This is a genomic window from Nitrospiraceae bacterium (genome assembly GCA_021373015.1).
GTDB lineage: Bacteria > Nitrospirota > Thermodesulfovibrionia > Thermodesulfovibrionales > UBA1546 > JAJFTJ01.
The window spans coordinates 22,970-48,875 of record JAJFTJ010000018.1; the positions used below are offsets into that span (position 1 = coordinate 22,970).

A 25,906-nucleotide genomic window follows, 5' to 3' on the forward strand; every position below is an offset into this window, starting at 1 on the left:
GGAAATGAGAAACACAGAAGCGTCATTAGACAAGGTTCCGCCGCAGAATATCGATGCAGAGCAGTCTGTTCTGGGCGCAATAATGGTCGAGAACGATTCCCTTTCAAAGGCAATCGAGATAATAACGCGTGAAGATTTTTACAAGGACAGCCACAAAAAGATCTTCGATGCGATGATCCAACTCTACGAAAAAAGCGAGCCAATTGACATAATAACAGTAACTGATGAACTGAGGAAAAGAAATGATATTGATTTTGTCGGCGGAGAAGCATATCTCTCAATGCTTGCAAGCCAGGTGCCTACAGCTGCAAATATAAAATACCACGCAAAGATAATACATGAAAAATCACTTTTGAGAGCGCTTATTAAATCAGCATCAGAAATTGCAGGAAAGGTATATGAAAGCAATTTTGATGCCGACGAACTTGTTGACCAGGCGGAAAGAATAATCTTCAACATATCAGACAAGCGCATCAAGGCGTCCTTTTCGAGCCTTAAAAGTCTGCTTAAAGGAAGTTTCGAGACAATCGAAAACCTCTACGATAAAAAATCCGCAATAACAGGAGTTGCGTCAGGATTTAAAGACCTTGATGAACTTACATCCGGATTCCAGAGGGGGGACCTGATCATAGTCGGCGGAAGACCCTCTATGGGGAAAACAGCGTTCAGTCTTGATATAGCAAGACATGTGGGCGTTGAACTTAAAGATCATGTTGCAGTATTCAGCCTTGAGATGTCCAAGGAACAGCTTGCAATGAGAATGTTGTGTTCAGAAGCCATGGTTGACTCTAATAGGGTGAGAAAAGGATTCATAAAAAAAGATGAGTGGAGCCAGCTGACAAATGCTGCAGGCAAACTTTCCGAAGCTCCCATATTCATAGATGATTCATCTAACATAAACGTTCTCGAGATGAGGGCAAAGGCACGGCGTCTGAAGATGGAATATAAAGCGCTTAGTCTTATAGTAGTTGACTATCTGCAGTTAATGAGAGGAACAGGCTGGTCCGAGAGGAGCAGAGAGCAGGAGATATCAGAGATATCACGCTCTTTAAAAGCCCTTGCAAAAGAACTTGATGTGCCTGTAATAGCTTTAAGCCAGCTCAACCGCGGAGTTGAGCAGAGACAGATAAAAAAACCGAATCTGTCGGATTTAAGAGAATCAGGCGCAATTGAACAGGATGCTGATGTAATAATCTTTCTTTACAGGGATGAATTCTACAACAAAGAAACAATGGATAAGGGCAAAGCAGAAATCATAGTAGCAAAACAGAGAAATGGACCGACAGACACAATAAACCTCACATTCTTTCCGCATTTTACAAGATTCACGGATTATACTGACAGGCCGTATCTGGATACAGAAGAATCATTTTAGATATGAGACGAACCCCGGCAGTAGCAGGACAGTTTTATCAAGGCACAGCATCAAACCTGAGCCAGCAGGTAAGCCGGTATATTGATGAAAATGCGGTTAAAGAAGATGCTCTTGGTATTCTTTCTCCTCATGCAGGACTGATATATTCCGGCTCTGTTGCAGGCGAGGTATTTTCTTCAATAAAATTCCCCGATACATTCATACTTCTTGGGCCTAACCACACAGGTCTTGGCGCTAAGACTGCTATGATGCCGTCAGGAGAATGGGAGATCCCAACCGGAGTTCTCCAGATTGATGAAAAACTCTCCAATAAAATACTGCGCCATCTTCCTGAAATTGCATCCGACTCTCAGGCGCATACATTTGAACACTCGCTTGAAGTGCAGCTGCCTTTTATTGTCCATTTTAAAAAAGATGTTAAGATAGTCCCGATTGCGATAATGTCGGCATCTGTAAATGAATGCCGCGTACTTGGAGAAGGGATCGCAAAGGCAATCAAAGAAATAAACTATCCTGTAATTATCCTAGCGAGTTCAGACATGAGCCACTATGTGTCAGAGGAAACTGCCAGGCAGAAGGATAAGAAGGCGCTGGACATGATAAAGACAATTAATCCTGAAGGGTTGTATGAGACAGTTATAAAAGAAAAAATTACAATGTGCGGTTATCTGCCTGCAGCTATAATGCTATTTGCAGCAAAAGCTCTGGGAGCAAGAGAAGGGAAACTCATTAAATACTCCACATCCGGCGAGGTCAGCGGAGACTATGATCAGGTTGTGGGATATGCAGGAATGATTGTAAAATAAAACACATGGACGATAAACGGCAATATATACCGGGTTATGCACAGAGAAAAGAAGAACAGTTTGAGTCTGCAAACAAACTCTTCATCGGCACAATAATCTTCAATCTGGCAAGAGGACTTCTATCCCTCTCATTCGGATTCATCACAAGTTCTTTAACTCTCATAGGGTTCGGTGTCGAAGCATTCATCGAGATGATATACAGCGCTGTAATCTGGAATATGGTTCAGAGGTCGACTGACAGCTATATCGAACCTTTAGATTCTGAGAAGCAGGCTCTCAAAACAGCAGGCGTTATTTATTATATAATCGCAGTTGTTCTTGCGATAATAGGCATCGTAAATATTTTCCGTGGACATATTGTTGATAAAAGCCTCGGCGGAATAGGAATAGCAGTTTTCTCAGCATTATTAATATATGTACTATCAGACGGCAAGATCAAGATTGCAAAAAAATTAAATTCCGCTTTTATATTCGACGATGCAGAATTCATGAATATCACGATGTATCTAGCAGGAATTTTGTTTATATCAAGCCTCTGCCATCTTCTGACAGGAATAAATATTTTTGATTCAGTCGGAACTATCCTTATCGGTTTTGTCATTTTCATAAAAGGGAAAAATATCTTTAAAACATTCAAGATTTAGAACAGGCACCTCTTTCTTAAAACACAAGCATTAAAATCTTCATTCCCTAATCCGTAAATTTTTTGATAATATATGTGCCATGAAAAATTTTCTCAGAATTGCATCTTTGATCATCGGTCTTATCGCCATTATTTACTGGATAACCCCTGTTAATTCAAATCAAAATACTTTGGAAAAGATCAAAAAAAGAGGATATATACTCTGGGGTTCTGATTCTGAAGGCGGCGCTCCATATGTGTTCCCAAGCAAAGATGACCCATCAAAGCTCATTGGTTTTGAGGTTGATATTGCCGATGCAATCGCAAAAGAGCTCGGCGTAAAAGCAAGACAGTCGCAAAATGCATGGGACAGCCTGATACCTGCCCTTGGCAGGGGAGATTTTGATCTTGCAATGAACGGAATCGAGATAACGCCTCAGAGAAAAGAAAAAATATTGTTTTCCATTCCGTATTATGTTTACACAGAACAGCTTGTCGTAAGAAAAGATGAAAAAGGAATAACAGGCTTAAACAGCCTAAAAGGTAAAAAAGCAGGCACACTTTCAGGCACAACAGCGCACGAGATGCTTAATGCAATAGAAGGCGCTGATGTGAAAATCTATTCAGGTCAGGTAGAGCCATACGAAGACCTTGCATTTGGAAGAATCGATGCAGTACTTCTTGACCTTCCGATTGCTGCATATTATGCAAAACCAAATCCAAAGCTAAAATATATCGGCTCCCCTGTAGGAGAAGGGTTTTACGGCATTGCAATCAGAAAAAACGATGCAGAGTTTAAAGCTGAGATCGACAGGATAATCAGGAAACTCATCACAACAGGCGAACTAAAAAAGATTTATCAAAAATGGGATATGTGGAATGAGGCTCAGAAAAAATTATATCTGAATCTCAAAGAATCATCTATATATGAAAATCTCGAGGAAACCCGAAAATCCCCAATATACACATTCCTGCCGTCTTTACTTAAAGGAGCTGGAATAACAATTATTATATCAGTCACATCAATGGCACTGGCAATAACACTCGGACTTATCCTGACAATACTAAGGCTTTATGCAAGAAATCCTTTCAGCTCTTTAGCAGCAGCTTATATAGAGATTTACAGAGGAACACCGCTGTTAATACAGCTTTATATCCTGTATTACGGGCTTCCGAATATAGGAATATCATTAAGTCCTGTGTTAGCGGCATTTCTAGGTCTTGGGATGAACTATGCAGCATATGAAGCAGAACTTTACAGGGCAGGCATAAGCGCTGTCCCCAAAGGACAGATGGAAGCTGCATTGTCTCTTGGGATGACAAGGTCATTGGCTCTCAGGCGTGTAGTTCTTCCTCAGGCATTCAGGATAGCAATGCCCGGAGTAACTAATGATTTCATAGCTCTGTTCAAGGACTCATCTTTGGTATCTGTTATTGCAATGGTAGAGTTGACAAAGACATACAGCATACTTGCAGCAACGACATTGAGATTTTTTGAGCTTGGATTAATTGCAGCCCTGCTCTATTTTGCGATGAGCTATCCTCTTTCTATGTTTGCAAGGAAATTGGAAGAAAAACTCAAGGGGTCAAAAAGATGATTACAGTGAAAAATCTCCATAAATACTACAACCAGAACCATCTATTTAAGGGAATAAATCTCGAGATTGACAAAGGCGAAGTGATTGCCTGCATTGGTCCTTCAGGAAGCGGAAAAAGCACTTTTTTAAGATGCATTAACGCGCTGGAATATTTTCAGGAAGGCGAGATAATAATCGATGATATTGAACTGCATTCCATTAACCGTCTGAGACCAAGCAGCAAAGACCTTGAGACTATCAGAAAAATAAGATTAAAAGTGGGAATGGTCTTTCAGCAGTTCAATCTTTTTCCGCACATGACTGTTCTTGAGAATATAATCGAGGCGCCTGTCAGAGTTCTCGGATTGGATAAAAAAGAGACAGAAGAAAATGCAATGGCATTATTAAAAAGAATAACCATCGAAAAAAAAGCAGACAGTTATCCTGATGAGCTTTCAGGAGGCGAACAGCAGCGCGCTGCGATTGCAAGGGCGCTCGCAATGAAACCAGAGGCAATGCTCTTTGACGAGCCAACATCATCGCTTGACCCTGAGATGACAGGAGAAGTTTTATCTGTAATTAAAGATCTTGTTAATGAAGGCATGACAACATTGATAGCAACTCACGAGATGGGTTTTGCAAGAGAGATTTCTGACAGAGTTGTTGTGTTTGATAAAGGCGATATTATAGAGACAGGCAGACCTGAAAAAATATTCACGAATCCAAAAACAGAAAGAACTCGTACATTCCTGAGCAGGATTTTAACTTAGTGAGAGAAATGGCGGGGTGGATCCCGATCAAATCGGGACGACCTACCACTATTTTACCTGAAGGCGTTCTGACCAGCTGAACCAATCAAATTCAAAAGCATATCTTTCCTGTGTAAAGATTTGAGAGCAATTTCTCTTTTAACAGCCTGAGAGCGGGATTCAAATTCTTCAGAATACAGCAATTTCCATGGACGCTTAGGTTTTGTATATCTGGAATGACCTTGATTGTGTCTATTAATCCGTTCTTGAAGACTATTTGTCTGCCCAACATATAAGGAATTATCTTTCAGACTCTGAATAATATAAACAAAATAACTCATCGAAATTTTCCCAAAAGAAAAGGTATGGCGGGGTGGACGGGGCTCGAACCCGCGACCTCCGACGTGACAGGCCGGCGTTCTGACCAGCTGAACTACCACCCCAGCTTTTTACTACCGTTGAAAAATGGTAGGCGGAACAGGGATCGAACCTGTGACATCAGCCTTGTAAGGGCTGCGCTCTCCCAGCTGAGCTATCCGCCCAAAAGAGGATAATATTAAACTATATCAGCACTCCTTTTGTCAAATCTCCAGTTATGTTACAATTTATCATGACCTTTAACAGCGGTTCAAAACAAAGCCGCGAAGCGGGTTTCACGCTGATAGAAAGCGTGATGGTGATAGTTCTCATCGCCATTCTCTCTGCTGTTGTATTTCTCAGAAATCCTTTTGATGCAATCAAACTAAACAGCGCTGTAAGAAAAGTTTTTTCTGACATCAGATATACTCAAAAACTTGCAATCTCAAACCAGACAAGAGCTGGAATTACGTTTAATGGTAATGGATACACCGTATATTCAAATATTGTGACTTCCACTATTGCAAAAAGCTCTGGCGATCCTTGTTCAAACGATGGTGCAGGAAGTTTTGTAGTTAATTTTAATAGCAGCCAATGCAGTAATTATAGCAGTGTGACACTTACCCCTTCTGTCCCCACCATAGCGTTCGACTCTCTCGGCAAGCCAGTAGATGCAACAGGTAATCCACTTGCAAGCCAGACAGTAATTGTCAATTACAGCGGGAACAAAACAATAAATATAGAAGCAAACACTGGACGGGTTTATGAAAATTAGAAATTCAAAAAGAAAAGTTCAAAATTATCATAAAAACAAAAGCGGTTTTACCTTAATCGAGATAATACTGATAATAATAATCGTCTCAATCGCAATACCAGCGCTTTTAATCTTGCTCGGACAAGGAGCAAAACAAGGAGTGAACGCAGAGGTTCAGGTCAGCGCAGCAAATATTGCGCAAGACTTAATGGAAGAAATAAAATCAAAACAGTGGGCTAATGTCATGCCAATTCCTCCAAACCCATACACAGCCTTAGGCTTTGATGGAGTTGAAAGCAGAACTCAATGTACAGGCACTTCTGCAGCACCATTTAATGATGTCGATGACTATAACGGATACATAGAAACATGCACATGGGGCGGGGTAAGTTTTACAACTACGGTAACTGTCGCTTATGCTGATCCTGTGGCCTTAAATACAGATGTAGGATTATCTGACTATAAGCGAATCACAGTAACCGTTACAAACTCAATAATCGGTTCTGTTGCTCTAGTAACGGTGGTTACGAATTATTGATATGAAAACTAAAAATTCAAAACAATTTGAAAAAACTTGCATCTAACAAGAAAGGTTTTTCACTTATTGAACTTATAATCACAATGGTTCTCATAGGCATTGTCGCTTATGTTGTAGCAAGTTCCCTTTCAACCGGCATCAAGGCATTTTTTATAACTGACAACCGCAAAGAAGCACTTGATCAGGCAAGAATAGCAATGGAAAGGATGACAAGAGAGATAAGGAATACCAATAGTTTGGGAAGAGATTCTGACGGCGACGGATTTATTGATGCTACAATAACAACAGCAACAGCTAACTCATTCTGTTTTACGAATACTGAAAACACTATAGTAAGTTTCCGACTCTTAGGCACAAATATAATGAGAGGGCAAGGCAGCTGTTTCCCTGCTGGTGAAAACGTACTTGCCAACAATGTGACTGCCTTAAATTTTCAATATATACTTGCTAATGGAACATCGAATTCATCGCCTGCAAATCCGCGACAAATACGACGAGTTCAGATAGGATGGGCAGGAACTCCCGGAATATCTGTGTTAATTAATAATCAAACAGTTTCTATTACTTCAATGATATATTTAAGAAATCTGCCATGAAATATTGTAATTCTAATTCCGGCTTGTCACTTATTGCAACAATCATTGCACTAATGATATTCGTTCTTTTTGCAGTTGTTGCCGTTTCGCTGATTACAACAGAAAGCAATATCGGCTTGCAGGAAGAACAGGGAACACAGGCGTTTTACATTGCTGACGGAGGGCTTCAATACGCAGTCAAGAGAAACAACTTTCCGAATTACGGTGTAAGTCCTGCTGTCAATCTTGGGATAGGCTCTTTCACCGTGTCTGTGCCAACGCTTACAGCAGCTATAAATAACTCTACTACAGGCCCGATAAATGTCTCCTCCACAGACGGTTTTATCTTCAACCCCGGTGATCCAACCCGTTATTGGATAATGTTATGCGATACAACAACAAACCCGACTCCAGATATTAATGCTGGTTCATCAAATTGTGAAAAAATAAGTTTTACAACAAAATCGACAGCAACAACATTCACAGGAGGCACAAGGGGAAGAGACAGCAGTGCTGCAATAGCTCATCTTGCAAATACAGTTGTTCTTATGTATTCTTGGAACACATCGATAACAACAACCACAGCCCGTAATTTGCGCACAGCTCATCAATGCCTCACTGCTGCCACAACAATATGCGTCAACTCAACAGCGAATTTTGCAGCCTCAGGCTTTATCAGGATAAATGAGGCCACCGGAAACAATATAGAAGATGTTTTTTATAAAGGCATTGGAAGCAATACAACAGTATGCGGCGCAGGATGCACAGCATGTTTAGGCACTAATGGATGCATACGACTAGCTTATGATGACAATGGCACTTCAAATGGGATCGATCATAATGGCACACGGACAATCTATCAGTCCACAATAAGCGTTCTTACAACATCAAAAGGAACAGTAGCAAACATTTTTTCTGGAAATGTAATAAGGAGCGTACAGAGCGCAATAATGCCATTGCAATGAGAAATTTAATGCTATGAAAAAACATTTTTTTAGGAGCTTAATAATTCCGATTTTTCTCCTGCTTTTAATACCTGTAGAAGCAGCAGCTGATATTTGCTTTGTCGACGACTTTAACCGCGCTAACGGCTCACCCGGGACAAACTGGATTGTTTCCAGCAGCAGCGGTTCATTCGGCAATCCAGCCATTGTCAGCAACCGTTTACGCCTGACAGACGCAAGTGGAAATGTCGCTACGATGGCTACTTTGAATCTCGTTTTCCCAGGTGCTGGGAACATGATCATTATAGAATTTGACCATTTTGCTGACGGCGGAACCGGCGCTGACGGAATTGCAGTCGTGCTCTCAGACAGCTCAGTCGTTCCTGTTCCGGGCGCTTACGGCGGGTCTTTGGGTTACGCTCAGAAAAATATAGCCGGCGGCGCACCAGCAGATATACCAGGATTCGCCGGAGGCTGGCTCGGGATTGGGGTTGATGAGTATGGGAACTTTTCCAATCCGAGTGAAGGTCGTGTCGGCGGTCCTGGAGCTCGGGTTGATTCTGTCTCTATACGTGGATCTGGATCAGGCTTCTTGTCAGGAGTGAACAATTATCGCTACCATGTTGGCACCGCCACCCTAACGCCTGAGGTTGATAACAACAGCGGGGCAACCCCGCCTCATCGTTATCGTATCATTATAGACCACCGCAATGGCATAAACGCATGGGTGTCTGTTGAGCGGGATACTACAGGCGGAGGCACTGCCTATGTCATGCTCATCGCACCCTATGATGCAAAAGCCCAAGCTGGACAGGCAACTGTGCCGGTAAGCTGGTGGCTCTCATTCACAGGTTCAACCGGCGGCAGCACCAACACTCACGAAATAGATAATCTGAGTATCTGCACCCCCGGCGGTTCCATTAAAATAATCCAATGGCGGGAGATTTTTCAGTAGGATATTTTAATTTCAGTATAATCCAATGCTAGGTTATTTTGATAGAGAGAATTGAAAACAAAAACATGAAAATCTTTATCGTATGAATTTTTATTTTAAATTTTATAATCAGTCAGGTTTTTCTCTAATCGCAGCAGTTTTGGCACTCATGATTTTTTCACTCTTTATTGCAGCAGCAGTCTCACTCGTTACAACAGGAAGCAATATCGGCCTGCAGGAAGAACAGGGAACACAGGCGTTTTTTATTGCAGAGGGAGGATTGGAAAGCGCAATATTGCAATTCAAAAAAGGAGCAGCATGCAACGCGCTTTCATCAGGTTCCTTAGGAGCAGGAAGCTTTGCCATAACCGGAACAAATTACACTACAGCAACAACTTTGTCTTCAGGCATCGCAAATACAGATACTGTAATTCCGGTTGTATCAACAGCCGGCTTTGCAGCCCATGGAAGAATAAGGATTGATGCCGAGAGCATTATCTATTCCGCAACATCTTCTGTTGCAGCAAATTGCGCACCCTTCAGCGCACCATGTTTTACCGGTGCGATACGAGGCACTGGCGCTGTTGGCCATACAGGCAGCACAAGAGTATCTCAGGATGAATGTTTAATTCGCTCTACAGGGACAATCACAAGCGCGCTAACTTCCATACAGCGCGTCGTAGAAAAATCGTTGCAAAATCCCGGAGCAATGGTTGTTTATGCAAAACTTAATGGGGATGGAACACCATATTTTAGACTCTGGGATGGAGCTGAGTGGGGGCCTGAACGCACAGCCACACCTGTTCCCGCGAATATTCAATATATAATTCTCAAGTTCGCCAGTACCAGAAATGAGGCTATCCTCGGAACGCTAAGCTCAAACGGCGACATACGGGTACAGGTATGGAATGGTTCTACATGGAGCGCGACAACACTTCTGGTGAACGTCGGCACCACGGATGCTAATTATCGAGGATTTGACATTGAATACGAAACCAACAGAGACCGAGCGATCGTGGTTTATAACGATGGTACTGCTGATCCTGACTACAGAATATGGGATGGAGCCAACTGGTCAATAGCCGGCAATATAAATATTCCTACAACCGGCAGCCCGAATTGGATTGAGCTTGCTAGAAATCCACTGGCCAGCAGCAACGAAATTGCCATGATCGTGCTTGATAGTAATGCAGATGTTTATGGTATGAGATGGACTGGAGCAGGCTGGGACAATATGGGTGCTGCGGGGGTCTGGGATACAGAGGCCACCTCGTCCACTACCAAAGCAATACATGTTGGATACGAGCAGCTGTCAGGAAGGGCAATGTTTGTCTGGGGCACGCGTACGAGCCCCCTTTTCACTCAGAATAGATATATTGGCTATAGAATTTGGAATGGTACAAGTTTAAGCGCTGCTACGAATCAGAGGATAGCAAACATTGGTAATCACACTGTTAGGTGGTTGAGGTTTGCATCTGATCCTTATTCAAACAATATTATGCTCGGGATACAGGACAGCGGTAGCGATTTGATAACCTCGCTATGGAACAGTACAGCCTGGGATGCCAATGGCACTCAACATGATAATAGCCTTGAAGATTCAAGCAGAAATTTTGATCTCGTGTATGAAACCGCGGTGGTGAATGCAGGCAGAATTTGGCTTTTGTGGGGAAACGGCTCTTTGCTCAGCCGAAGACAATGGACCGGAGCTGCATGGGGCGGCATTACAACCACAGGTGATGATACAAGCTTTGTCCAATTAGCGGCACATCCCAGATTTGGCGTTGTGTTTTCCAACATGTATGAAAGTTCAACATCTGGGACTCGAGATATTTGGGAAAGCCATTTGACATCAGGCGGTACAATCTGGAGTGCAAAATTCACTTTATGGGGAGGACCAACTATTGGAGCTCCTGTTATGGAAAGAGTCTCTACTGCTATAGAAAGATATGTACCTGTAATCAAATGGAAGGAAAATTATTAAGCAGATAAATTTTTGATAACTTAGGATGTTACGCTAGAGTATAAGTCTATTTTTTAATCAGCTTAAACAGCAGCTTCTGCCAGAGGATAAACGCTGATCTTCAGGGTTGTGCGATTCTTTCTCTCGAATGTAACCTTGCCGTCTATCTTTGCAAAAAGCGTATCGTCAGTTCCCCTGCCGACATTCTGTCCAGGATGGAACTTGGTACCTCTTTGTCTGACAATTATGTTGCCTGCCTTAACTGTCTGACCGCCGAATATTTTAACGCCAAGTCGCTGCGACTCGCTGTCTCTTCCGTTTCTTGAACTTCCTACGCCTTTTTTATGAGCCATGTTATCCTCCTGCTGAAATCTCTTTAACTTTTAAAGTAGTGTAAGGCTGTCTATGGCCGTTTGTCTTTCTGTAAACTCTTCTTGCTCTCTGCTTGTGGATTATGACCTTCTCGCCTTTGCCCGAATCCAAAACCTCTGCCTTAACAGAAGCTCCTTTTATGTAAGGGTCCCCGACTTTATGTTTTTTTTCGTCAAAGAATGCCAGGACTGTCTTTATTTTTACTTCTGAACCTTTATCAGCGGACAATTTCTCAACAACTATCTTGTCGCCTTCAGATACCATGAATTGTTTTCCGCCTGTTTCTATTATCGCATACATAATTTTCCTACCTCCGAGCTTAGTATTAAACAATATTCAGCAGAAAAAAGTCAAGAAGTGTATGTATTTTTTAAAAATATCCCATGCAACCCAGCGCTTAACTCTATTGCCCGTCAGAAGAATAGTGCTTTACATATTTTTTAAGGGTCTCTCTGACCATCACGCTGTCGCTCATCGATGCTTCTATGTTAATACGCTCCAATTCCTTAAGGATTGCTTTAATCTCATCAAGGGTTAACATTTCGCTGTTCTTGGCTATGAATATTTTGTTATGTTTTGTCGTCATTGTGCCTTCTTCAGCCGTGAGAATCTCCTCGAACAATTTTTCCCCTGGTCTCAGACCGGTGAAGGTAATATCAATGTCAATGTAAGGTTTTAACCCGTGAAGCTTTATCAGTTCTTCGGCAAGCGTTACGATCTTTACAGACTCGCCCATGTCCAGCACAAGGACTTCACCCCCATTCCCTATGGCAGATGCCTGAAGCACAAGTGAAACTGCTTCGGGAATAGTCATAAAATACCGCTTCATCTCCGGGTCAGTTACAGTTAGAGGACCTCCATGTTTCAGTTGATCAAGAAAAAGCGGCAATACACTTCCTCTGCTTCCCAGAACATTTCCAAATCTGACCGAAACATACTCTGTTTTTTCTGATGATTTATTGAATGCCTGACATATATATTCCGCAATTCTTTTTGACGCGCCCATAATGCTTGTCGGTCTTATAGCCTTATCTGTAGATATAAGAATAAATTTTGAAACTCCGAAACGAGCAGAGGTTTCGGCCAAAGAATATGTTCCGAACACATTTACCTTTATCGCCTCTTTAGGATTGGACTCCATCATCGGAACATGTTTATAAGCTGCTGCGTGGAAAACAATATTCGGCCTGAGTGTTTTAAAGATTTCATCAAGCCTGTTTGCATCCCTTATATCTCCTGCAATGAAATTACATCTGTCCTCAACCTCTGGGAAAGCCCTTTTGATTTTACAGCTCATGGAATGGAGTTCGGTCTCATCAATATCAAAAAGAATAACCCGTTCAGGATCGAATGAACATACCTGCAGCACGATCTCAGAGCCGATCGAGCCTCCTGCACCGGTTATCAGCACTGACTTCCCTTTGATGAAAGCATTGATACCAGCATGATCAACTGCAACTGTCTGACGGCCAATAAGGTCTTCTATGCTTATATCTTCAAGGTTCTTCAGGTTTATATCCGGACGTTGGAAATCGTAAATCCGAGGCACTATCTTTATATTCTTAATCCCGCATTCCTTTGAAGATTGATAAATATTTTTCAATGCCTTGTGATTCAGCGAGGGAATAGCAATGATCACTGCCTCAGCGTGATATCTTGTGATCACTTCTTTTAATATCTCAGTTGATCCAAGCACCTTTATGCCGTGTATATATCCGCCGACTTTACGCTTATCGTCATCAAGAAGCCCTATTGGATAAAAGTCTGAGTAGCCTCTCTGCTCTATGTCTCTTATAATCATTTCGCCTGTTCTTCCGCTGCCTAATATTACGGTCTTAATTCCCTTGCGTCTGCTTCCTTTATTAGCTATCTTTTCCAGATACAGACGCTTGGAGATCCTTAATCCTGAAAGGAACAGAGAGCTTACCATCATATCAATCAAAAAAATACTTCTTGGGAAACCAGCGATATATGTGAAGTTTAAGAAAGTAAGTTGAGGTTCAAAGGGAATAAGGATCAGCACCATTAAAATACACTCTGACATAACAGTGGAAATATAGATATTGCCGAGCTCGTATATGTCTACATATCTCCATGTTATTCTATAAAGGCCGAACAAGCTGAATAAAGCCAGCTTGACTGTTATAAATAAAGGAAGAGCTTTAAAAAAAATTTCTTTGTAAATTGACGTGACATCAAACTCAAAGCGAATGAGAAATGCAGCATACAAAGACAAAGTGATAATAAAAAAATCGGATAATAAAAAAAAGGCCTTTCTTTTCACAGGGCTTGGCTGCAAGAGACTATCAGATTTTTCAGTCATAATTCAATGAGCTATCCCTTCTTTTTTAAGAACCTTTATGCAGGTCTTGAACAATATTTTTATGTCAAAAATAAAACTTCGATTTTTTTTATAAAATTCATCAAATTCTACTTTAACCGGCACCGGAAGATCATCTCTCCCATTTATCTGTGCCCAGCCTGTAAGTCCTGGCATAAGTTCATGAACACCTTTTTCAGTGCGCAGTTTGATCAAATCATTTTGATTATATAATGCTGGTCTTGGTCCGATAAAACTCATTTCTCCTCTCAGTATATTAATAATCTGAGGAAGCTCATCAAGACTGCTTTTCCTCAAAAAACTCCCTATTGGAGTCAAATATTTTTCAGGGTTGTCAATTAGATGTGTAGGAACAAGCGGAGCATTCGTCAGCATAGTGCGGAATTTATACATTTTAAATATAGAATTGCAGCGGCCTAACCTTTTTGAAATGAAAAGCACAGGTCCTTTTGATGTTAATTTAACAGCCATACCAATAACTGCAATGGGGATTAGTATCAAAATGAATACTATCACAGAAAGTATAAGATCAAATAATCGCTTAGCTGACATTGCATCCTCTCCCTTCAGTATAACAGGCAACCATAGCTTTAATTCCGTCTTGAATTGTCTGAGGGGGAATCCAGTCAAACATTCTTTTGAATTTTGAGTTGTCAACAGCGAGCGAGCTGGTAAGTCTGTCAGAAATGTATTGTAATGACGGGAAAACTTTCGTGATAAGAGAAATAGTTTTATATGGGAATTTAATCAGATTAGTTTTTATATCCATAGCTTCTGCAATTTTGCTGACAAGAGCAGTCGTAGAGATATCTTCACCATCACTGACCAAAAAAGTATGCCCGTTGCAAACAGCGTTTGTAGCAGACAAGATAAGCACATCGACGAGATTGTCAAGAGATATAAAACTGCGTCTGTTCTGTATCCCGCCAAAAGGTATGGGATACCTATGGTAAATATATTTCATCAATTTCAACAGGTTGCCTTTTACACCTGGACCATACACTAAGGGAGGCCTTATTATTACAACTTCCAAACCATGGCGTACTGAAAAATCACGGAGCACTTCTTCTGATTCCCATTTTGATATAGCATAAGGATCCTGAGGAGAAGGAATATCATACTCTCTGAATGCTCTCTCACCTGTACTCTCACCGTTTACTTTAATAGTGCTGACATAAACTATCCGTCTCACGCCTGCCTGTACAGCCATGGATGCAAGCCTGCGTGTGCCTTCAACATTTACCTTGCGGTACTCAGCAAGAGGATATTTTGATGTCTCGTTCATAACATGAGTTCTGGCAGCAAGATGAACAATTACATCCACTCCAGTGAGTACAGATTTCCAGGCATTGGAAAAGTCTATATCACTGGCATGCACAACATCAATATTAGCATTCAAATGAACAAAGCTGTTATTCCTTACAGCAGCCCTGACAAAATGTCCTTTCTCAGCAAAAATTTGACAAACCCTTCTGCCGATAAAACCGTTTGCACCTGTTATCAAAATTTTCATTTTGGCCTGTTGATTAATTGGAAAACCTTAGTTAGGTATTTGCTATAAACATTGAAATAATTGGTCTTTATATTATTTTCAGCACATGCTCTAAGAATTTCCTTATTTAAAATTAAAGTGCTTGCCAAACTCCTCGTGCTAGTTCCACCCACTCTCATTTTAACAAGCGTCTTGGGAATATATGTGTATGTTATGCTGTATGTAGACAGAAATCTTACCAACAGCTCAAAATCAGCTGCAATACGGTAGTCATCTTGAAATACTCCGTATTTTTGATAAAATTGACGCTTTACAAAAAAAGTAGGATGAGGAGGCATCCAGCCAAAAGCAAACCTATCTGTTGAAAAATCATCAGCTCGATAATATCTTATTATTTTTTCTGTATTGTATCTGTTAACATAAACCATATCTCCAAACACTGAATCAGTATTCTTTTCCTGAAATGTTTGTGCAATATCAGCGATTGCGTCATTATTAAAATAAACATCGTCTGAATGCAAAAATCCTACGATATCTCCAGTCGCCAGTCCGATGCCTTTATTCATAGCATCGTAAATTCCCTTATCCGACTCTGAAATTATCTTAGCTGTTCGGCTGCGGTATCTATTAACAATAGCCAGAGTCCCATCTTTAGATGCTCCGTCTACAATGATATATTCAATATTGGGATAAGTTTGTGAAAGAACTGAACAGATGGTATCTTCAATTGTTTTCTCAGAATTATATGCAACAGTAATAATAGTTATTTTATCGTTATAAACAGGCATAAAAGATTTTATCATAAATGCCTTGAGATTTAGATAAGAATGTCCTAAGACACAACATCATAAAAGGCTTTTATATATTTCTGCTGTCTCTTTAGCACATTTATCCCATGAAAAATTGTGCACATTCGTATATCCTGCAAGGACAAGTTCATTCCTGCGAGAAGGAGATGAAACAACCTTTTCAACTGCCAGTTGTATTGATTCAATATCATACGGATCAAAATATTCTGCAGCGCTTCCACAAACTTCCGGCATAGAACTTGTATGACTGCAGGCTACCGGACAGCCAAATGACATAGCTTCCAATGGAGGAAAGCCAAATCCCTCATAAAGTGAAGGATAAACAAAAATTTCTGCTTGTTTGTAAATTCGAGCCAGTGTACTATCGTCTCCATCTAAATGGATAACAGCGTTGAGCGGAATTTTAAGGTCGGAAATTTCTTTAAGCTCTCTGCTGCTGAATTGACCGCCCCCGAAACATATTATTGCAAAATTATTCTTGAGGAAATCAGATGACGAATACGCATGAAGCAATTTTGAAAAATTTTTATACCCTCCCCTTAACCCGACATAAGCTATATATGGTCTATCAGCTGCTATTAATAAGTCAGTATCCATTGCTGTCGGAATGGCACAGCCATGATATACGACTGATGTTCTATTAAACTCAACGCCCAATAATTCAATCATATCCTTACGCGTGTTCTCTGAAACACATATGATATGGTCCGCTCTTTTAACAGCTTCTTTTTTTATTTGGCTCATTTTATCTGAGGGTCTGCAATATTGAGAGAATTTTTCGCAGATCATGTCATGAACAGTAATAACAGTTCGAGATTTTATAGGGGAAAGTTTTTTTTCGTAAAAATATGTTTCATGAACTAAATCAGGTTTTTTCCTATGGAGAAGGCATCGTACTACTGGAGCATTAATAATCTGCATTGCTCTACCAGATTTTGGAATCCAGGGAAAAGGCAGACCAACAACATAAGGGAGAGGATTATCCTTCAAATACCGATTAACATACAATGGCGCTAAAATTTTTACTTTGTAATTATCCAATTTTTGAATTCGTGATGAAATTTCATAAAAATAACGAGATATCCCTCCGTATTTCTGCCATGAAAATATTTGATGATCGTAGGCAACTAGTATCATTTTACTCATTAATTATTTTTATATGATCTGACATGGTCAAAGAATCAAGACGTAAACTTACATACCAAGAGAGCACCTTTGAAATAGGACTCATAAGTAAATGATATTTCGAATTTGAAATATTCTGATCAGTAAAAATATGCATATACCGATTACTGTAAAGGCGAAGATTAAGCTTTTCTGCAATGGCAAACAAGGTTCGTCTTTGATAAAAAGAGACATGCTGTCCTGTTGCAAAAGAATAATACCACCAATCATTTGGAGCTGGCGGTTCGCCTTCAAATAATACGGTTGAAAAAATAATAGTCTTTGTAGACATTTGCGACAAACACTTCCGAATAAATTGTATAGGGTCGTTCAGATGTTCAAAAACCTCAACAGCAGTGATCGCAGAAAAAGACTTTTCAGCTTCAGCTATTGTGAACTTTTGTGCAAAAAGATTTTGACAATATTGATCTGCCCAATAAAAATCAAACCCAATATCTCTCATCAAGCGCGTTAGAATTCCATAACCACCTGCAACATCAAGATACCTGCCGTCACGGTCGAAACAAAAATATAAAAGAGCACTCAATTTTTTTGATATATTTATATTGCGAGTCAGCAATCCCGTATCAGCGTTCGATATAGCATTGCTGTATGCCTCATCAAGCCAGTATGGTTTTTCTGTCTGTAATAATCCGCATTTACGACAATACAAATAATTGACATTGTACTTCTTAAGTATCTGAGCAGTAAATTTAACTTCACGCATACTATTACATACAGGGCATTTTTCTTTCATATTTTACCTAAGGGCATAACGTAACCTGGATGCCACTTTTAATAAAAATGATTTTCTAAACATAAGTTTTTCGGTCAATGCATCAGCTCGTGAATCCCTTACTATAAAAGGTTGATGGATTATTGGAAATTTCATCTCAGAAACAGCCATATTGGAGAAAATACTCTGTCTCTTAGTATGCGTTGCATCTGAGCTAAAACCGACATTTGATATTAGATTAAATGCAGGTAATATCGACATTCCATTTTGTAACCAACATGCAAATGTCCATTGGTAATCCCATGTATCAATTTTCCCTGAATAGACTGATTCAAAATTATCCCTCCAGTACTTGATAATCCGACGTCCAGAAAGGATATTTGAAAGCCAATCGTCATCTTTAATCTCAGGCCATAATCCCATCTTTACATCATAGTGCTTCCATGCCCGTCTCCATGTAGCCCATCCCCATACATGGCTATAACGGGAAAAATAATAACTGTAACGGGTTGTGTGTTTTCCAAACTGGAAATTATCTCCGCTGACGGACATTATCCTCGTATCATTTTTATAATAATCAAGCAGTTCTTCACAAAATCTGAAAAATGTGGGATGGGGAATGCAATCGTCCTCAAGAATAATAGCTTCTTCAACGGTATCAAAAACCCAATTAAGCCCGCTAGACACTCGGTTCTTACAGCCCATGTTTAAATCTGAATAATTGGCAAAAACTTCACAAGGCCAATCCACTTTGTCGATAATTGCGCGAGCAGCCTTGCATTTTTCCGCTTCTCCATACTTATCCGCACGAGGACCATCTGCGACCACCAAAAGTTTGGGTGGCTTTGCCATACGAATCGCCTCAAAGACCTTCTCAGTGGTATCAGGTCTATTGAAAATAATAAACGCAACAGGAGTTTTTAATCGCCAATCAGTCATTTATTCTTAACATCCTTATAACACACGATGAATATCACAAAACTGGTCGTCTATTTTCTTGGATAACACATTAATCCACATACATTTAGTTTTACAGATAAATGTATGTATTTCAAAAGGCTCTATTATAAATATGGAACCTGAAGTTACAGTAAAGTTATTTTCCACAGATTTATGTAAGTGTTTAATTTCAATGTCAATCTCACCTTCTATTATATAGAAAAGTTCTCTGGTTTCTTTGTGATAATGCCCCCCTCTCACTTCACCAGGCATTGTCTCAATATAATTTATTTCTTCCCAATCTCCGGAATTCACAATTCCAAGAAACTTCCCTCTGCTATCTTCAATTTTTTTGTAAGGGATCATCGCTTTCATTTAGTTAACTCCATTTTCATTTCCTGCAGAGAATGTTTCAGACTAGTTGTCTTAATATCTAAAATAGCTTTTGTCCTTTCATTTGACATTGACAAGTCTGGAAATAAAAACATTGTGTTATTCTCCTTTGAAATTCCAGTTATAAGTTTTTCATTAAAACCAAACACCTCAGCAAAGGCAAGTGCAAAATCATATCTTGATATTGCCTCACCACAAGCATGAAAAATATTTTCTGTTATTTCTTTGTTATTCACTATTTTTTCAAGCAAAACCAAGAAATCTTTGTAATACGTTGGAGAATATTTAACATTCGTAAAACACTCTACAAACTTATTATTGGATAATTTTTCAAAAAGGAATCTTGGAAAAATTGCTTGTAAATCATATAATGCGCTTAGCCTTAGAATTGTAAAGCTATTGTTATTTCCTATCCGTACACTTTCTGACTCACCGCATAATTTACTTTTGCCATATACAGAAACAGGATTTGGCTGGTCATGTTCCTTATAATACCCTCTTTGTCCATCAAAAACATAATCAGTTGATATATAGATAATCCTGCTTTGTCTGCCAAAAGCCGCTACAATATTCTTAATAGAATTGCAATTTATTCGAAATGCATCTTCTGGATTTTTTTCACAATAAGCTATATTTTTATTGCCTGCCGCATGAATTATTATGTCAGGGTTTATACTGTTAGCCAATTGCAGTACAGTTTTTTGATCAGTTAAATCACATTGAATCTGTTTTTTATCGCATAGACAAGAAGAGCTTACACCTGTTATATCGTATTTCTTCTCAAAGTGCGTCTTGATGATTTTTCCTACGTAACCTGTAGATCCAGTTAATAAAATCTTCATATCTACTGCCTTAATTTTTTCAGTTTTTTCATTATCGTATCCTTGCCGCCGTCATACAATTGAAAATTGTCCAACTGCTCCTTACCAGTTTTCTGGATTAGTTCTTGATACATTTCAGTACCAGGGAATGGTACACATGAGGAAAGCTGATAGCTGCGGTAAATATTTTTTGTGCTATAACCCAAATCTTTTAAAATCTTCATGTCTGATAAATGAATTTCATCAGTCTGCCCAGGAAGATCCTTCATCATAGTAAGATGGATCATGAGTTTAGGATATTTTTTGCTTATATGCGCCAGATTATCAATGAGTGCTGTTGACTCAAAGCCTTTGCGAATATTTTTTAGAACCTGACTGTTAAAGGTTTCGACCCCAAACCTCATTCCTACACATCCTGAATCAATCATTTTGTCGTAAAGCCATGAAGCAGAACAATCCAGCCTTCCCATCATTGTCCATGGCAGACCAATATTTCTCAACTCATCACAAAGTCTACTTATTCGTTCACTACCAACATTAAAGGTATCGTCATCAAAAAAAATGCTTCTGTAACCGTATTTATCAATGCACAATCTGATCTCTTCAGCAACTCGCTCTGGACTTCTAAGTGAGACCTTGCCTTTATACATAGTTTGCGGCCACATGCAGAAAGTGCACTTAAAGGGGCACCCCTTACTAGCATAAATCTGCAACTGTGGGCGAGGTGTCGGCATAGTCGGATCATAATACTTAATTGCAGCCTTATAATCCCGAAATGGGAATGGAATAGAATCAAGATTATCAACAACTTCTGATTCATATATGCCAACTCGCTTAGTTTGGGCCATTTCCAGACAGCTTTTTATATATTCTCCTTTAAGCAGATATGTTATATAAGGATGTTCCTTTTTAATTTTCTCAGCATGTTCAGTAAGATGTGGTCCTGCAAGACATACTTTTGTAAAAGTTGATATCTTTTTCCCAGCCCAGAGATCTATGTCAATAGTCGGGGTGGAACATTCAATAACCACTATGTCAGCTGATTCGTTCCTAACCTTTTCAATAAATCTTTGATAAGAATATTCCTCATCTGCAACAGCATCAATTATAGCAACTTCAAACATATGCATTTTAAGATACGAAGCCGCATAACCCATTATAAAAGGAAAATGAACGGCTCCAGCAGGAACTTTCATAGTCCATGGCCATCTTGAACCTGCTCTTACACCATAACGCACACTCCTCCCAATGCCAAAAATTTTCAAAAGCCTATAAAACTCCCAAGCGCATGGAAACTTTCTATATTCAGGTTTAAAAACAAATCCCTCTATCTTAAAATCGTTATCAGGTGAAGAGTGCGCAGAACGAATCACAGGCGCATTAACAAAAAGAATTTTCATAGTATTTTCCTTAAAAATGCATTTAGAGTTTTCATTCTGGCAGTAATAGTCGCATTTTCAATAACATAATGATATCCATTATGGGCAATTCTTTCACGTTCTTCTGGTCTTGCCAGATAATATTCAATTTTTTCTTTGAGATCGTCTCCGCCATTCGTAAAAATCACACAGTCCTTAAGCTCTCGCTCAGCAACAGGTACAATGTCAGTAATAAGAAAACCCTTGCAAGCAAGTACTTCATATGTCCTCAGAGTAATCACATCCCAGTCCACACAATCCTGAGCTGTGCAGTTCAAATTAATCTTTGCGCTGGAATATAGCAGGGGAATTTCATTCTGTAGAATCTTACCTTTTGAAATGCTGGCAAATTTTTTTTGATATGGAAGTCGTTTAAATAACAGTTTTTGTCTAAGCGATGGCATCCAGTTGCCATAAAGACCAAAATTATAATCAACAGCAGGATATAAATATAAAAGGGTTCTCTTTTCACCCTTTATATCGTTACCAATATAGGAAACATCATAATCATATCTGAGGCTTTTTTTATGCGGCTGAAACATATTAACATCCACGCCAAAAGGGAGGAAGATTGCTGGACAGCCTTTTTGCTTTTGCATATTGCACAGTTTATTAGACACAAAAATGTAGCCGTCATATCCAATCTGCTGAAAACGGGCAAGAGCCTTATCAGAACCTTCTCCATATGCATTTTGGAGATAAAGCAAGTGTTTTGCCGCCCATCGGTTGTTAGGTTTAACATCATTCAGATAGATCATTACATCAAGTTTATGTTTGGGCAAATAATTAGGGGCAAAAAGTTCGCATGATTCTATTCCTTGAAATTGCAGCAGCGTCTTGCACATTGACTCAGCAAAAAGCTCATCCCCAAGTACGTTACCACGTGAATTCAAAGAACCTTTAGACCACTGGATATAAAAACCTATTTTCATCTACCTTCTCAGCTCTCTATTGTTAAGAAAATCCAGATAAGTTTTTTGAAGACCTTCTTTCAAAGAGGTTTTATGATGCCATCGGAGCGCGTGAATACGAGAAACATCCAGAAGCTTTTGCGGTGTTCCGTCAGGCTTAGTCGTATCAAACTTAATTGATCCCTTAAATCCTACTACTTCTTTTATTAAATTTGCCAATTCGGCAATTGTACAGTCTTTACCTGTTCCGATATTTATCATTTCTCCAATGTCAACAGCAGAGTATTTTTCCATTAGATAAACACAAGCTTCTGCAAGATCATCAGCAAACAGGAATTCCCTCCGTGGTTTACCCGTTCCCCAGACAACGACATTTTCATCTCCATTAAGTTTTGCCTCGTGAAATCTTCTCAGCAGCATTGGGAGAGCATGGGCGTTCTCAGGATGGTAGTTGTCATTTAAGCCGTAAAGATTCGTGGGCATAATACATATATAATCAGTGCCGTATTGCCTGTTCATGGCATTACAAAGTTTGATTCCTGCAATCTTCGCTATAGCATATGCTTCATTGGTGGTTTCCAATTCGGAAGTCAGCAAATATTCTTCCTTTATAGGCTGCGGCGCCATTTTAGGATAGATACAGCTAGAACCAAGAAACAGTAATTTTTTAATGCCATTTTTCCAAGCACTTTCAATAACATTGTTCTGTACTTTCAGGTTATCCAGAAGAAAATCAGCTGGATATGTGTTGTTAGCATGAATACCTCCCACTTTTGCTGCAGCCAAGAAGACCCAGTCTGGCCTTTCGGTGGAAAAAAACTTATTTACATCTGTTGGATTTAACAAATCCAATTCGGAGCGCTGCCGGATAAAAATATTGCTATATCCTTTTGTCAGTAAATTTCTATAAATTGCACTGCCAACAAGCCCTTTGTGTCCAGCTATAAATATTTTAGGGTTAACGCTGTTCATAATGTTCTCATCTTCCATAATTCTGATATATTACAAAAAGACTTAAAAAACAATTTTACACTAATTCTATCTTTATAGTAAAAAGATGGGATAACGATTGCAGATAATGTCTGAGCACATAAAGCAGCTACTGCCGCACCTACTACCCCATATCTACCGATTAATACTATATTTAATATAATGCTCAATGAAGCTCCTAACACAGTACAAATAAAACTAAAAAATTGCATATTTTCGCATTGTATAAAAACATTTTTACCAACCCCGTAGAAAACGAATACAGCTGTCCATATATGGATTGCAAGGACTGTCCCAGCGCCTGCATATTTTGCACCATATAAAACCATGATAATATCATTTGCTAAAAATGTAACAATGATGGCTACAACTAAGGCAATCCAGATTAAAATTTTATAAAGCTGTAGAATTTTTTTAAAATAAATCTCTTTACCCTCATGCTTAGCATGTACAATAAAAGGGAAAACAGAGCTTACAATAGTTCCAGGGACGAAATACCAAACTTCAGAAATACGTACAGCGGAAGCATAAAGCCCTACTGCTTCATTGCCCAACATATCGCCTAAAATGATCTGATCTATTTTCATATAGATTGCTATCATTACACCAGAAAGAATCAAAGGCCAACTATATTTGATCAATTCTTTCATTATCCTAGTATTTATCTTCCACGTTAATATGTGATATCCATTAATTCGATAAACAGCTGTCATGAACAAACTACCTATTGCTATCTCAGCCAGGGCAGCCCACGCAAATGCTATTAGCGGAGCTTTGATTAGTATTAAATATATTTTAATTATGCTAACTATAATAAAAGCGCCATTTTTCGCATAAACAGTATATTTAGACTGAACTTGTGATTGAAAGTGCAAATCAATAGTATCAAATGACAGGAAAACAAAACCGATTGAAATAATTCCAACAAGCCAGATTGTCAGTGTATCGTTGGGTCTCATAAATGATATAACCAAGATTGTTAAAACTAGTGCGGATAAGCCTCCAACGATCCTTAAAATGAATGTGCTGCCGAGTATTTCATTCGTATGTTCTGGCTCTTTAACAATATCCCTGACAACAATTCCATCCATGCCTAAATTTGAAAAAGCCCCGAACAAAGCTACGAAAGCCATTGCGTAACTTAAAATTCCAAATTGTTCTGCCCCCAAATATCTCGCAATCCATACCCAAACAAATAAACCAATTCCCATCCGCACAACCTTATCAAGAAAAAGCCATCCGGTATTTGCCAGGATTTTTTGCAGATTTTTTCTTCCCTTAATGCGACGGCTGATAAATTCAGGTAGTATGTCTATTATTGTTTTTTCAAGATTAATAAAAATCAATATCTGTCCTATAAAAACTTCTCAAAATAATCTATAGTTTTTCTCAGCCCTTCTTCAAGTTTAATGATTGGCTCCCATCCAAGCTGCGCTTTTGCTAAGGATATGTCTGGTTTTCTTTGTGTAGGGTCATCAGGAGGTAGAGGGTTAAACACTATCTTTGATTTTGAATTAGTCATTTCGATAACTTTCTCTGCAAGTTTAAGGATTGTAAATTCCACAGGATTTCCCAAATTCACAGGCCCTGTAAGATCATCAGGGCTGTCCATAAGTTTAATCAATCCATCAATCAAATCATCAACATAACAGAAACTTCTTGTCTGGCTCCCTTTGCCGTATACAGTTATGTTCTCTCCCCTTAATGCCTGCACAACGAAGTTGCTGACTACTCTGCCGTCATTTGGATGCATATGCGGTCCATAGGTATTAAAAATTCTTGCCACTTTTATTTTTATGCTATGTTGTCTGTAATAATCGAAAAAAAGCGTTTCTGCACATCTCTTCCCTTCATCATAACAAGATCTTATCCCTATAGGATTAACATTCCCCCAATAATCTTCTTTTTGAGGATATACCTTGGGATCTCCGTATACTTCACTGGTTGATGCCTGTAATATCTTTGCCTTTATTCTTTTTGCCAGCCCCAACATATTAATTGCGCCATGCACACTGGTCTTTGTTGTCTGCACAGGATCAAATTGATAGTGGACTGGAGATGCAGGGCATGCCAAATTATATATTTCATCAACCTCTATATATAAAGGGAAACAAATGTCATGTCGTATAATTTCAAAAAATGGATTGGCAATGAGACTGGCGACATTTGCTCTGCGCCCTGTATAAAAATTGTCCACACAGAGTACTTCATTCCCATCGTTTAAAAGCCGTCCGCATAAGTGTGACCCAAGAAAGCCTGCTCCGCCAGTTACAAGTATGCGTTTCATCAGTAAGCTTTTCATAAATATTCTCCTCATGTTTAACAG

At 39.4% G+C, this 25,906-nt stretch carries 28 protein-coding genes and 2 tRNA genes; 11 read left to right on the forward strand and 19 right to left on the reverse strand.

Annotated features, from left to right (window positions below; genetic code table 11):
• Nucleotides 1–4: 4 nt before the first annotated feature.
• The 5 genes from dnaB to LLF28_07310 all read left to right on the forward strand — a co-directional run bounded on the left by dnaB (nucleotide 5) and on the right by LLF28_07310 (nucleotide 5,150).
• Nucleotides 5–1,375: a replicative DNA helicase gene (dnaB, locus tag LLF28_07290; protein ID MCE5195232.1), complete on the forward strand. Its 1,371-nt coding sequence runs from the start codon at nucleotides 5–7 to the stop codon at nucleotides 1,373–1,375.
• A 2-nt stretch (nucleotides 1,376–1,377) separates the two neighbouring features.
• A complete protein-coding gene (gene amrB / locus LLF28_07295; GenBank protein ID MCE5195233.1) occupies nucleotides 1,378–2,181 on the forward strand; it encodes an AmmeMemoRadiSam system protein B in 804 nt (267 codons plus the stop codon).
• Nucleotides 2,182–2,186: 5 nt separating this feature from the next.
• Nucleotides 2,187–2,825: a hypothetical protein gene (locus LLF28_07300; protein ID MCE5195234.1), complete on the forward strand. Its 639-nt coding sequence runs from the start codon at nucleotides 2,187–2,189 to the stop codon at nucleotides 2,823–2,825.
• Nucleotides 2,826–2,904: 79 nt separating this feature from the next.
• Nucleotides 2,905–4,401 carry an ABC transporter substrate-binding protein/permease gene (locus tag LLF28_07305; protein MCE5195235.1) on the forward strand — a complete coding sequence of 499 codons (1,497 nt, stop codon included), beginning with the start codon at nucleotides 2,905–2,907 and terminating at the stop codon, nucleotides 4,399–4,401.
• Nucleotides 4,398–5,150: an amino acid ABC transporter ATP-binding protein gene (locus tag LLF28_07310; protein ID MCE5195236.1), complete on the forward strand. Its 753-nt coding sequence runs from the start codon at nucleotides 4,398–4,400 to the stop codon at nucleotides 5,148–5,150. Before LLF28_07305 ends, LLF28_07310 begins: the two co-directional genes overlap by 4 nt.
• A gap of 53 nt (nucleotides 5,151–5,203) precedes the next feature.
• Here LLF28_07310 and LLF28_07315 read toward each other — a convergent pair whose 3' ends face one another.
• The 3 genes from LLF28_07315 to LLF28_07325 form a co-directional block, all read right to left on the reverse strand.
• Nucleotides 5,204–5,470, reverse strand: coding sequence for a GIY-YIG nuclease family protein (locus tag LLF28_07315; protein ID MCE5195237.1), 267 nt, complete (start codon nucleotides 5,468–5,470; stop codon nucleotides 5,204–5,206).
• Nucleotides 5,471–5,495: 25 nt separating this feature from the next.
• Nucleotides 5,496–5,572, reverse strand: a tRNA-Asp gene (locus LLF28_07320).
• 23 nt (nucleotides 5,573–5,595) lie between these two features.
• Nucleotides 5,596–5,671: transfer RNA gene (locus LLF28_07325), tRNA-Val, on the reverse strand.
• A gap of 68 nt (nucleotides 5,672–5,739) precedes the next feature.
• On the opposite strand from LLF28_07325, the gene LLF28_07330 reads away from it, so the two are divergent.
• The 6 genes from LLF28_07330 to LLF28_07355 all read left to right on the forward strand — a co-directional run bounded on the left by LLF28_07330 (nucleotide 5,740) and on the right by LLF28_07355 (nucleotide 11,215).
• The gene (locus LLF28_07330; GenBank protein MCE5195238.1) at nucleotides 5,740–6,261 is read left to right on the forward strand and encodes a prepilin-type N-terminal cleavage/methylation domain-containing protein; all 522 of its coding nucleotides are present in this window, start codon (nucleotides 5,740–5,742) and stop codon (nucleotides 6,259–6,261) included.
• Complete coding sequence (locus LLF28_07335; protein MCE5195239.1) at nucleotides 6,251–6,778, forward strand: hypothetical protein; 528 nt, start codon at nucleotides 6,251–6,253, stop codon at nucleotides 6,776–6,778. The genes LLF28_07330 and LLF28_07335 overlap by 11 nt, the downstream gene beginning before the upstream one ends.
• A 26-nt stretch (nucleotides 6,779–6,804) precedes the next feature.
• Nucleotides 6,805–7,374, forward strand: a complete 570-nt coding sequence (locus tag LLF28_07340; GenBank protein MCE5195240.1) for a type II secretion system GspH family protein — start codon at nucleotides 6,805–6,807, stop codon at nucleotides 7,372–7,374.
• Nucleotides 7,371–8,318 carry a hypothetical protein gene (locus LLF28_07345; GenBank protein ID MCE5195241.1) on the forward strand — a complete coding sequence of 316 codons (948 nt, stop codon included), beginning with the start codon at nucleotides 7,371–7,373 and terminating at the stop codon, nucleotides 8,316–8,318. Before LLF28_07340 ends, LLF28_07345 begins: the two co-directional genes overlap by 4 nt.
• Nucleotides 8,319–8,592: 274 nt before the next feature.
• On the forward strand, nucleotides 8,593–9,252 hold the full coding sequence (locus LLF28_07350) for a hypothetical protein (GenBank protein MCE5195242.1): 660 nt from the start codon (nucleotides 8,593–8,595) through the stop codon (nucleotides 9,250–9,252).
• Nucleotides 9,253–9,400: 148 nt separating this feature from the next.
• On the forward strand, nucleotides 9,401–11,215 hold the full coding sequence (locus LLF28_07355) for a hypothetical protein (protein ID MCE5195243.1): 1,815 nt from the start codon (nucleotides 9,401–9,403) through the stop codon (nucleotides 11,213–11,215).
• 62 nt (nucleotides 11,216–11,277) lie between these two features.
• On the opposite strand, the gene rpmA is transcribed toward LLF28_07355, so the two are convergent.
• The 16 genes from rpmA to LLF28_07435 form a co-directional block, all read right to left on the reverse strand.
• Complete coding sequence (rpmA, locus tag LLF28_07360) at nucleotides 11,278–11,547, reverse strand: 50S ribosomal protein L27 (GenBank protein MCE5195244.1); 270 nt, start codon at nucleotides 11,545–11,547, stop codon at nucleotides 11,278–11,280.
• Between the two features lies 1 nt (nucleotide 11,548).
• Nucleotides 11,549–11,866 carry a 50S ribosomal protein L21 gene (gene rplU / locus LLF28_07365; GenBank protein MCE5195245.1) on the reverse strand — a complete coding sequence of 106 codons (318 nt, stop codon included), beginning with the start codon at nucleotides 11,864–11,866 and terminating at the stop codon, nucleotides 11,549–11,551.
• 103 nt (nucleotides 11,867–11,969) lie between these two features.
• Nucleotides 11,970–13,889, reverse strand: a complete 1,920-nt coding sequence (locus LLF28_07370) for a polysaccharide biosynthesis protein (protein MCE5195246.1) — start codon at nucleotides 13,887–13,889, stop codon at nucleotides 11,970–11,972.
• Nucleotides 13,890–13,892: 3 nt separating this feature from the next.
• The gene (locus LLF28_07375) at nucleotides 13,893–14,459 is read right to left on the reverse strand and encodes a sugar transferase (protein MCE5195247.1); all 567 of its coding nucleotides are present in this window, start codon (nucleotides 14,457–14,459) and stop codon (nucleotides 13,893–13,895) included.
• Nucleotides 14,449–15,420, reverse strand: a complete 972-nt coding sequence (locus LLF28_07380) for an NAD-dependent epimerase/dehydratase family protein (protein MCE5195248.1) — start codon at nucleotides 15,418–15,420, stop codon at nucleotides 14,449–14,451. Before LLF28_07380 ends, LLF28_07375 begins: the two co-directional genes overlap by 11 nt.
• Nucleotides 15,417–16,202 (reverse strand): glycosyltransferase, encoded by a 786-nt coding sequence (locus tag LLF28_07385; protein ID MCE5195249.1) that lies wholly within the window; start codon nucleotides 16,200–16,202, stop codon nucleotides 15,417–15,419. Before LLF28_07385 ends, LLF28_07380 begins: the two co-directional genes overlap by 4 nt.
• 42 nt (nucleotides 16,203–16,244) lie before the next feature.
• Nucleotides 16,245–17,345 (reverse strand): glycosyltransferase family 4 protein, encoded by a 1,101-nt coding sequence (locus LLF28_07390; GenBank protein MCE5195250.1) that lies wholly within the window; start codon nucleotides 17,343–17,345, stop codon nucleotides 16,245–16,247.
• A 1-nt stretch (nucleotide 17,346) separates the two neighbouring features.
• Complete coding sequence (locus tag LLF28_07395) at nucleotides 17,347–18,129, reverse strand: methyltransferase domain-containing protein (GenBank protein MCE5195251.1); 783 nt, start codon at nucleotides 18,127–18,129, stop codon at nucleotides 17,347–17,349.
• 3 nt (nucleotides 18,130–18,132) lie between these two features.
• Complete coding sequence (locus LLF28_07400; GenBank protein ID MCE5195252.1) at nucleotides 18,133–19,047, reverse strand: hypothetical protein; 915 nt, start codon at nucleotides 19,045–19,047, stop codon at nucleotides 18,133–18,135.
• Nucleotides 19,048–19,062: 15 nt separating this feature from the next.
• Complete coding sequence (locus LLF28_07405) at nucleotides 19,063–19,422, reverse strand: cupin domain-containing protein (protein MCE5195253.1); 360 nt, start codon at nucleotides 19,420–19,422, stop codon at nucleotides 19,063–19,065.
• Nucleotides 19,419–20,282, reverse strand: coding sequence for an SDR family oxidoreductase (locus LLF28_07410; protein MCE5195254.1), 864 nt, complete (start codon nucleotides 20,280–20,282; stop codon nucleotides 19,419–19,421). The genes LLF28_07405 and LLF28_07410 overlap by 4 nt, the downstream gene beginning before the upstream one ends.
• 2 nt (nucleotides 20,283–20,284) lie before the next feature.
• Nucleotides 20,285–21,661: a B12-binding domain-containing radical SAM protein gene (locus LLF28_07415; protein ID MCE5195255.1), complete on the reverse strand. Its 1,377-nt coding sequence runs from the start codon at nucleotides 21,659–21,661 to the stop codon at nucleotides 20,285–20,287.
• Nucleotides 21,658–22,611, reverse strand: coding sequence for a glycosyltransferase (locus LLF28_07420; protein ID MCE5195256.1), 954 nt, complete (start codon nucleotides 22,609–22,611; stop codon nucleotides 21,658–21,660). The genes LLF28_07415 and LLF28_07420 overlap by 4 nt, the downstream gene beginning before the upstream one ends.
• Complete coding sequence (locus LLF28_07425; protein ID MCE5195257.1) at nucleotides 22,612–23,562, reverse strand: GDP-L-fucose synthase; 951 nt, start codon at nucleotides 23,560–23,562, stop codon at nucleotides 22,612–22,614.
• Nucleotides 23,559–24,926 (reverse strand): flippase, encoded by a 1,368-nt coding sequence (locus LLF28_07430; GenBank protein MCE5195258.1) that lies wholly within the window; start codon nucleotides 24,924–24,926, stop codon nucleotides 23,559–23,561. The genes LLF28_07425 and LLF28_07430 overlap by 4 nt, the downstream gene beginning before the upstream one ends.
• Before the next feature lie 8 nt (nucleotides 24,927–24,934).
• A complete protein-coding gene (locus LLF28_07435; GenBank protein MCE5195259.1) occupies nucleotides 24,935–25,882 on the reverse strand; it encodes an SDR family oxidoreductase in 948 nt (315 codons plus the stop codon).
• Nucleotides 25,883–25,906 lie beyond the last annotated feature (24 nt).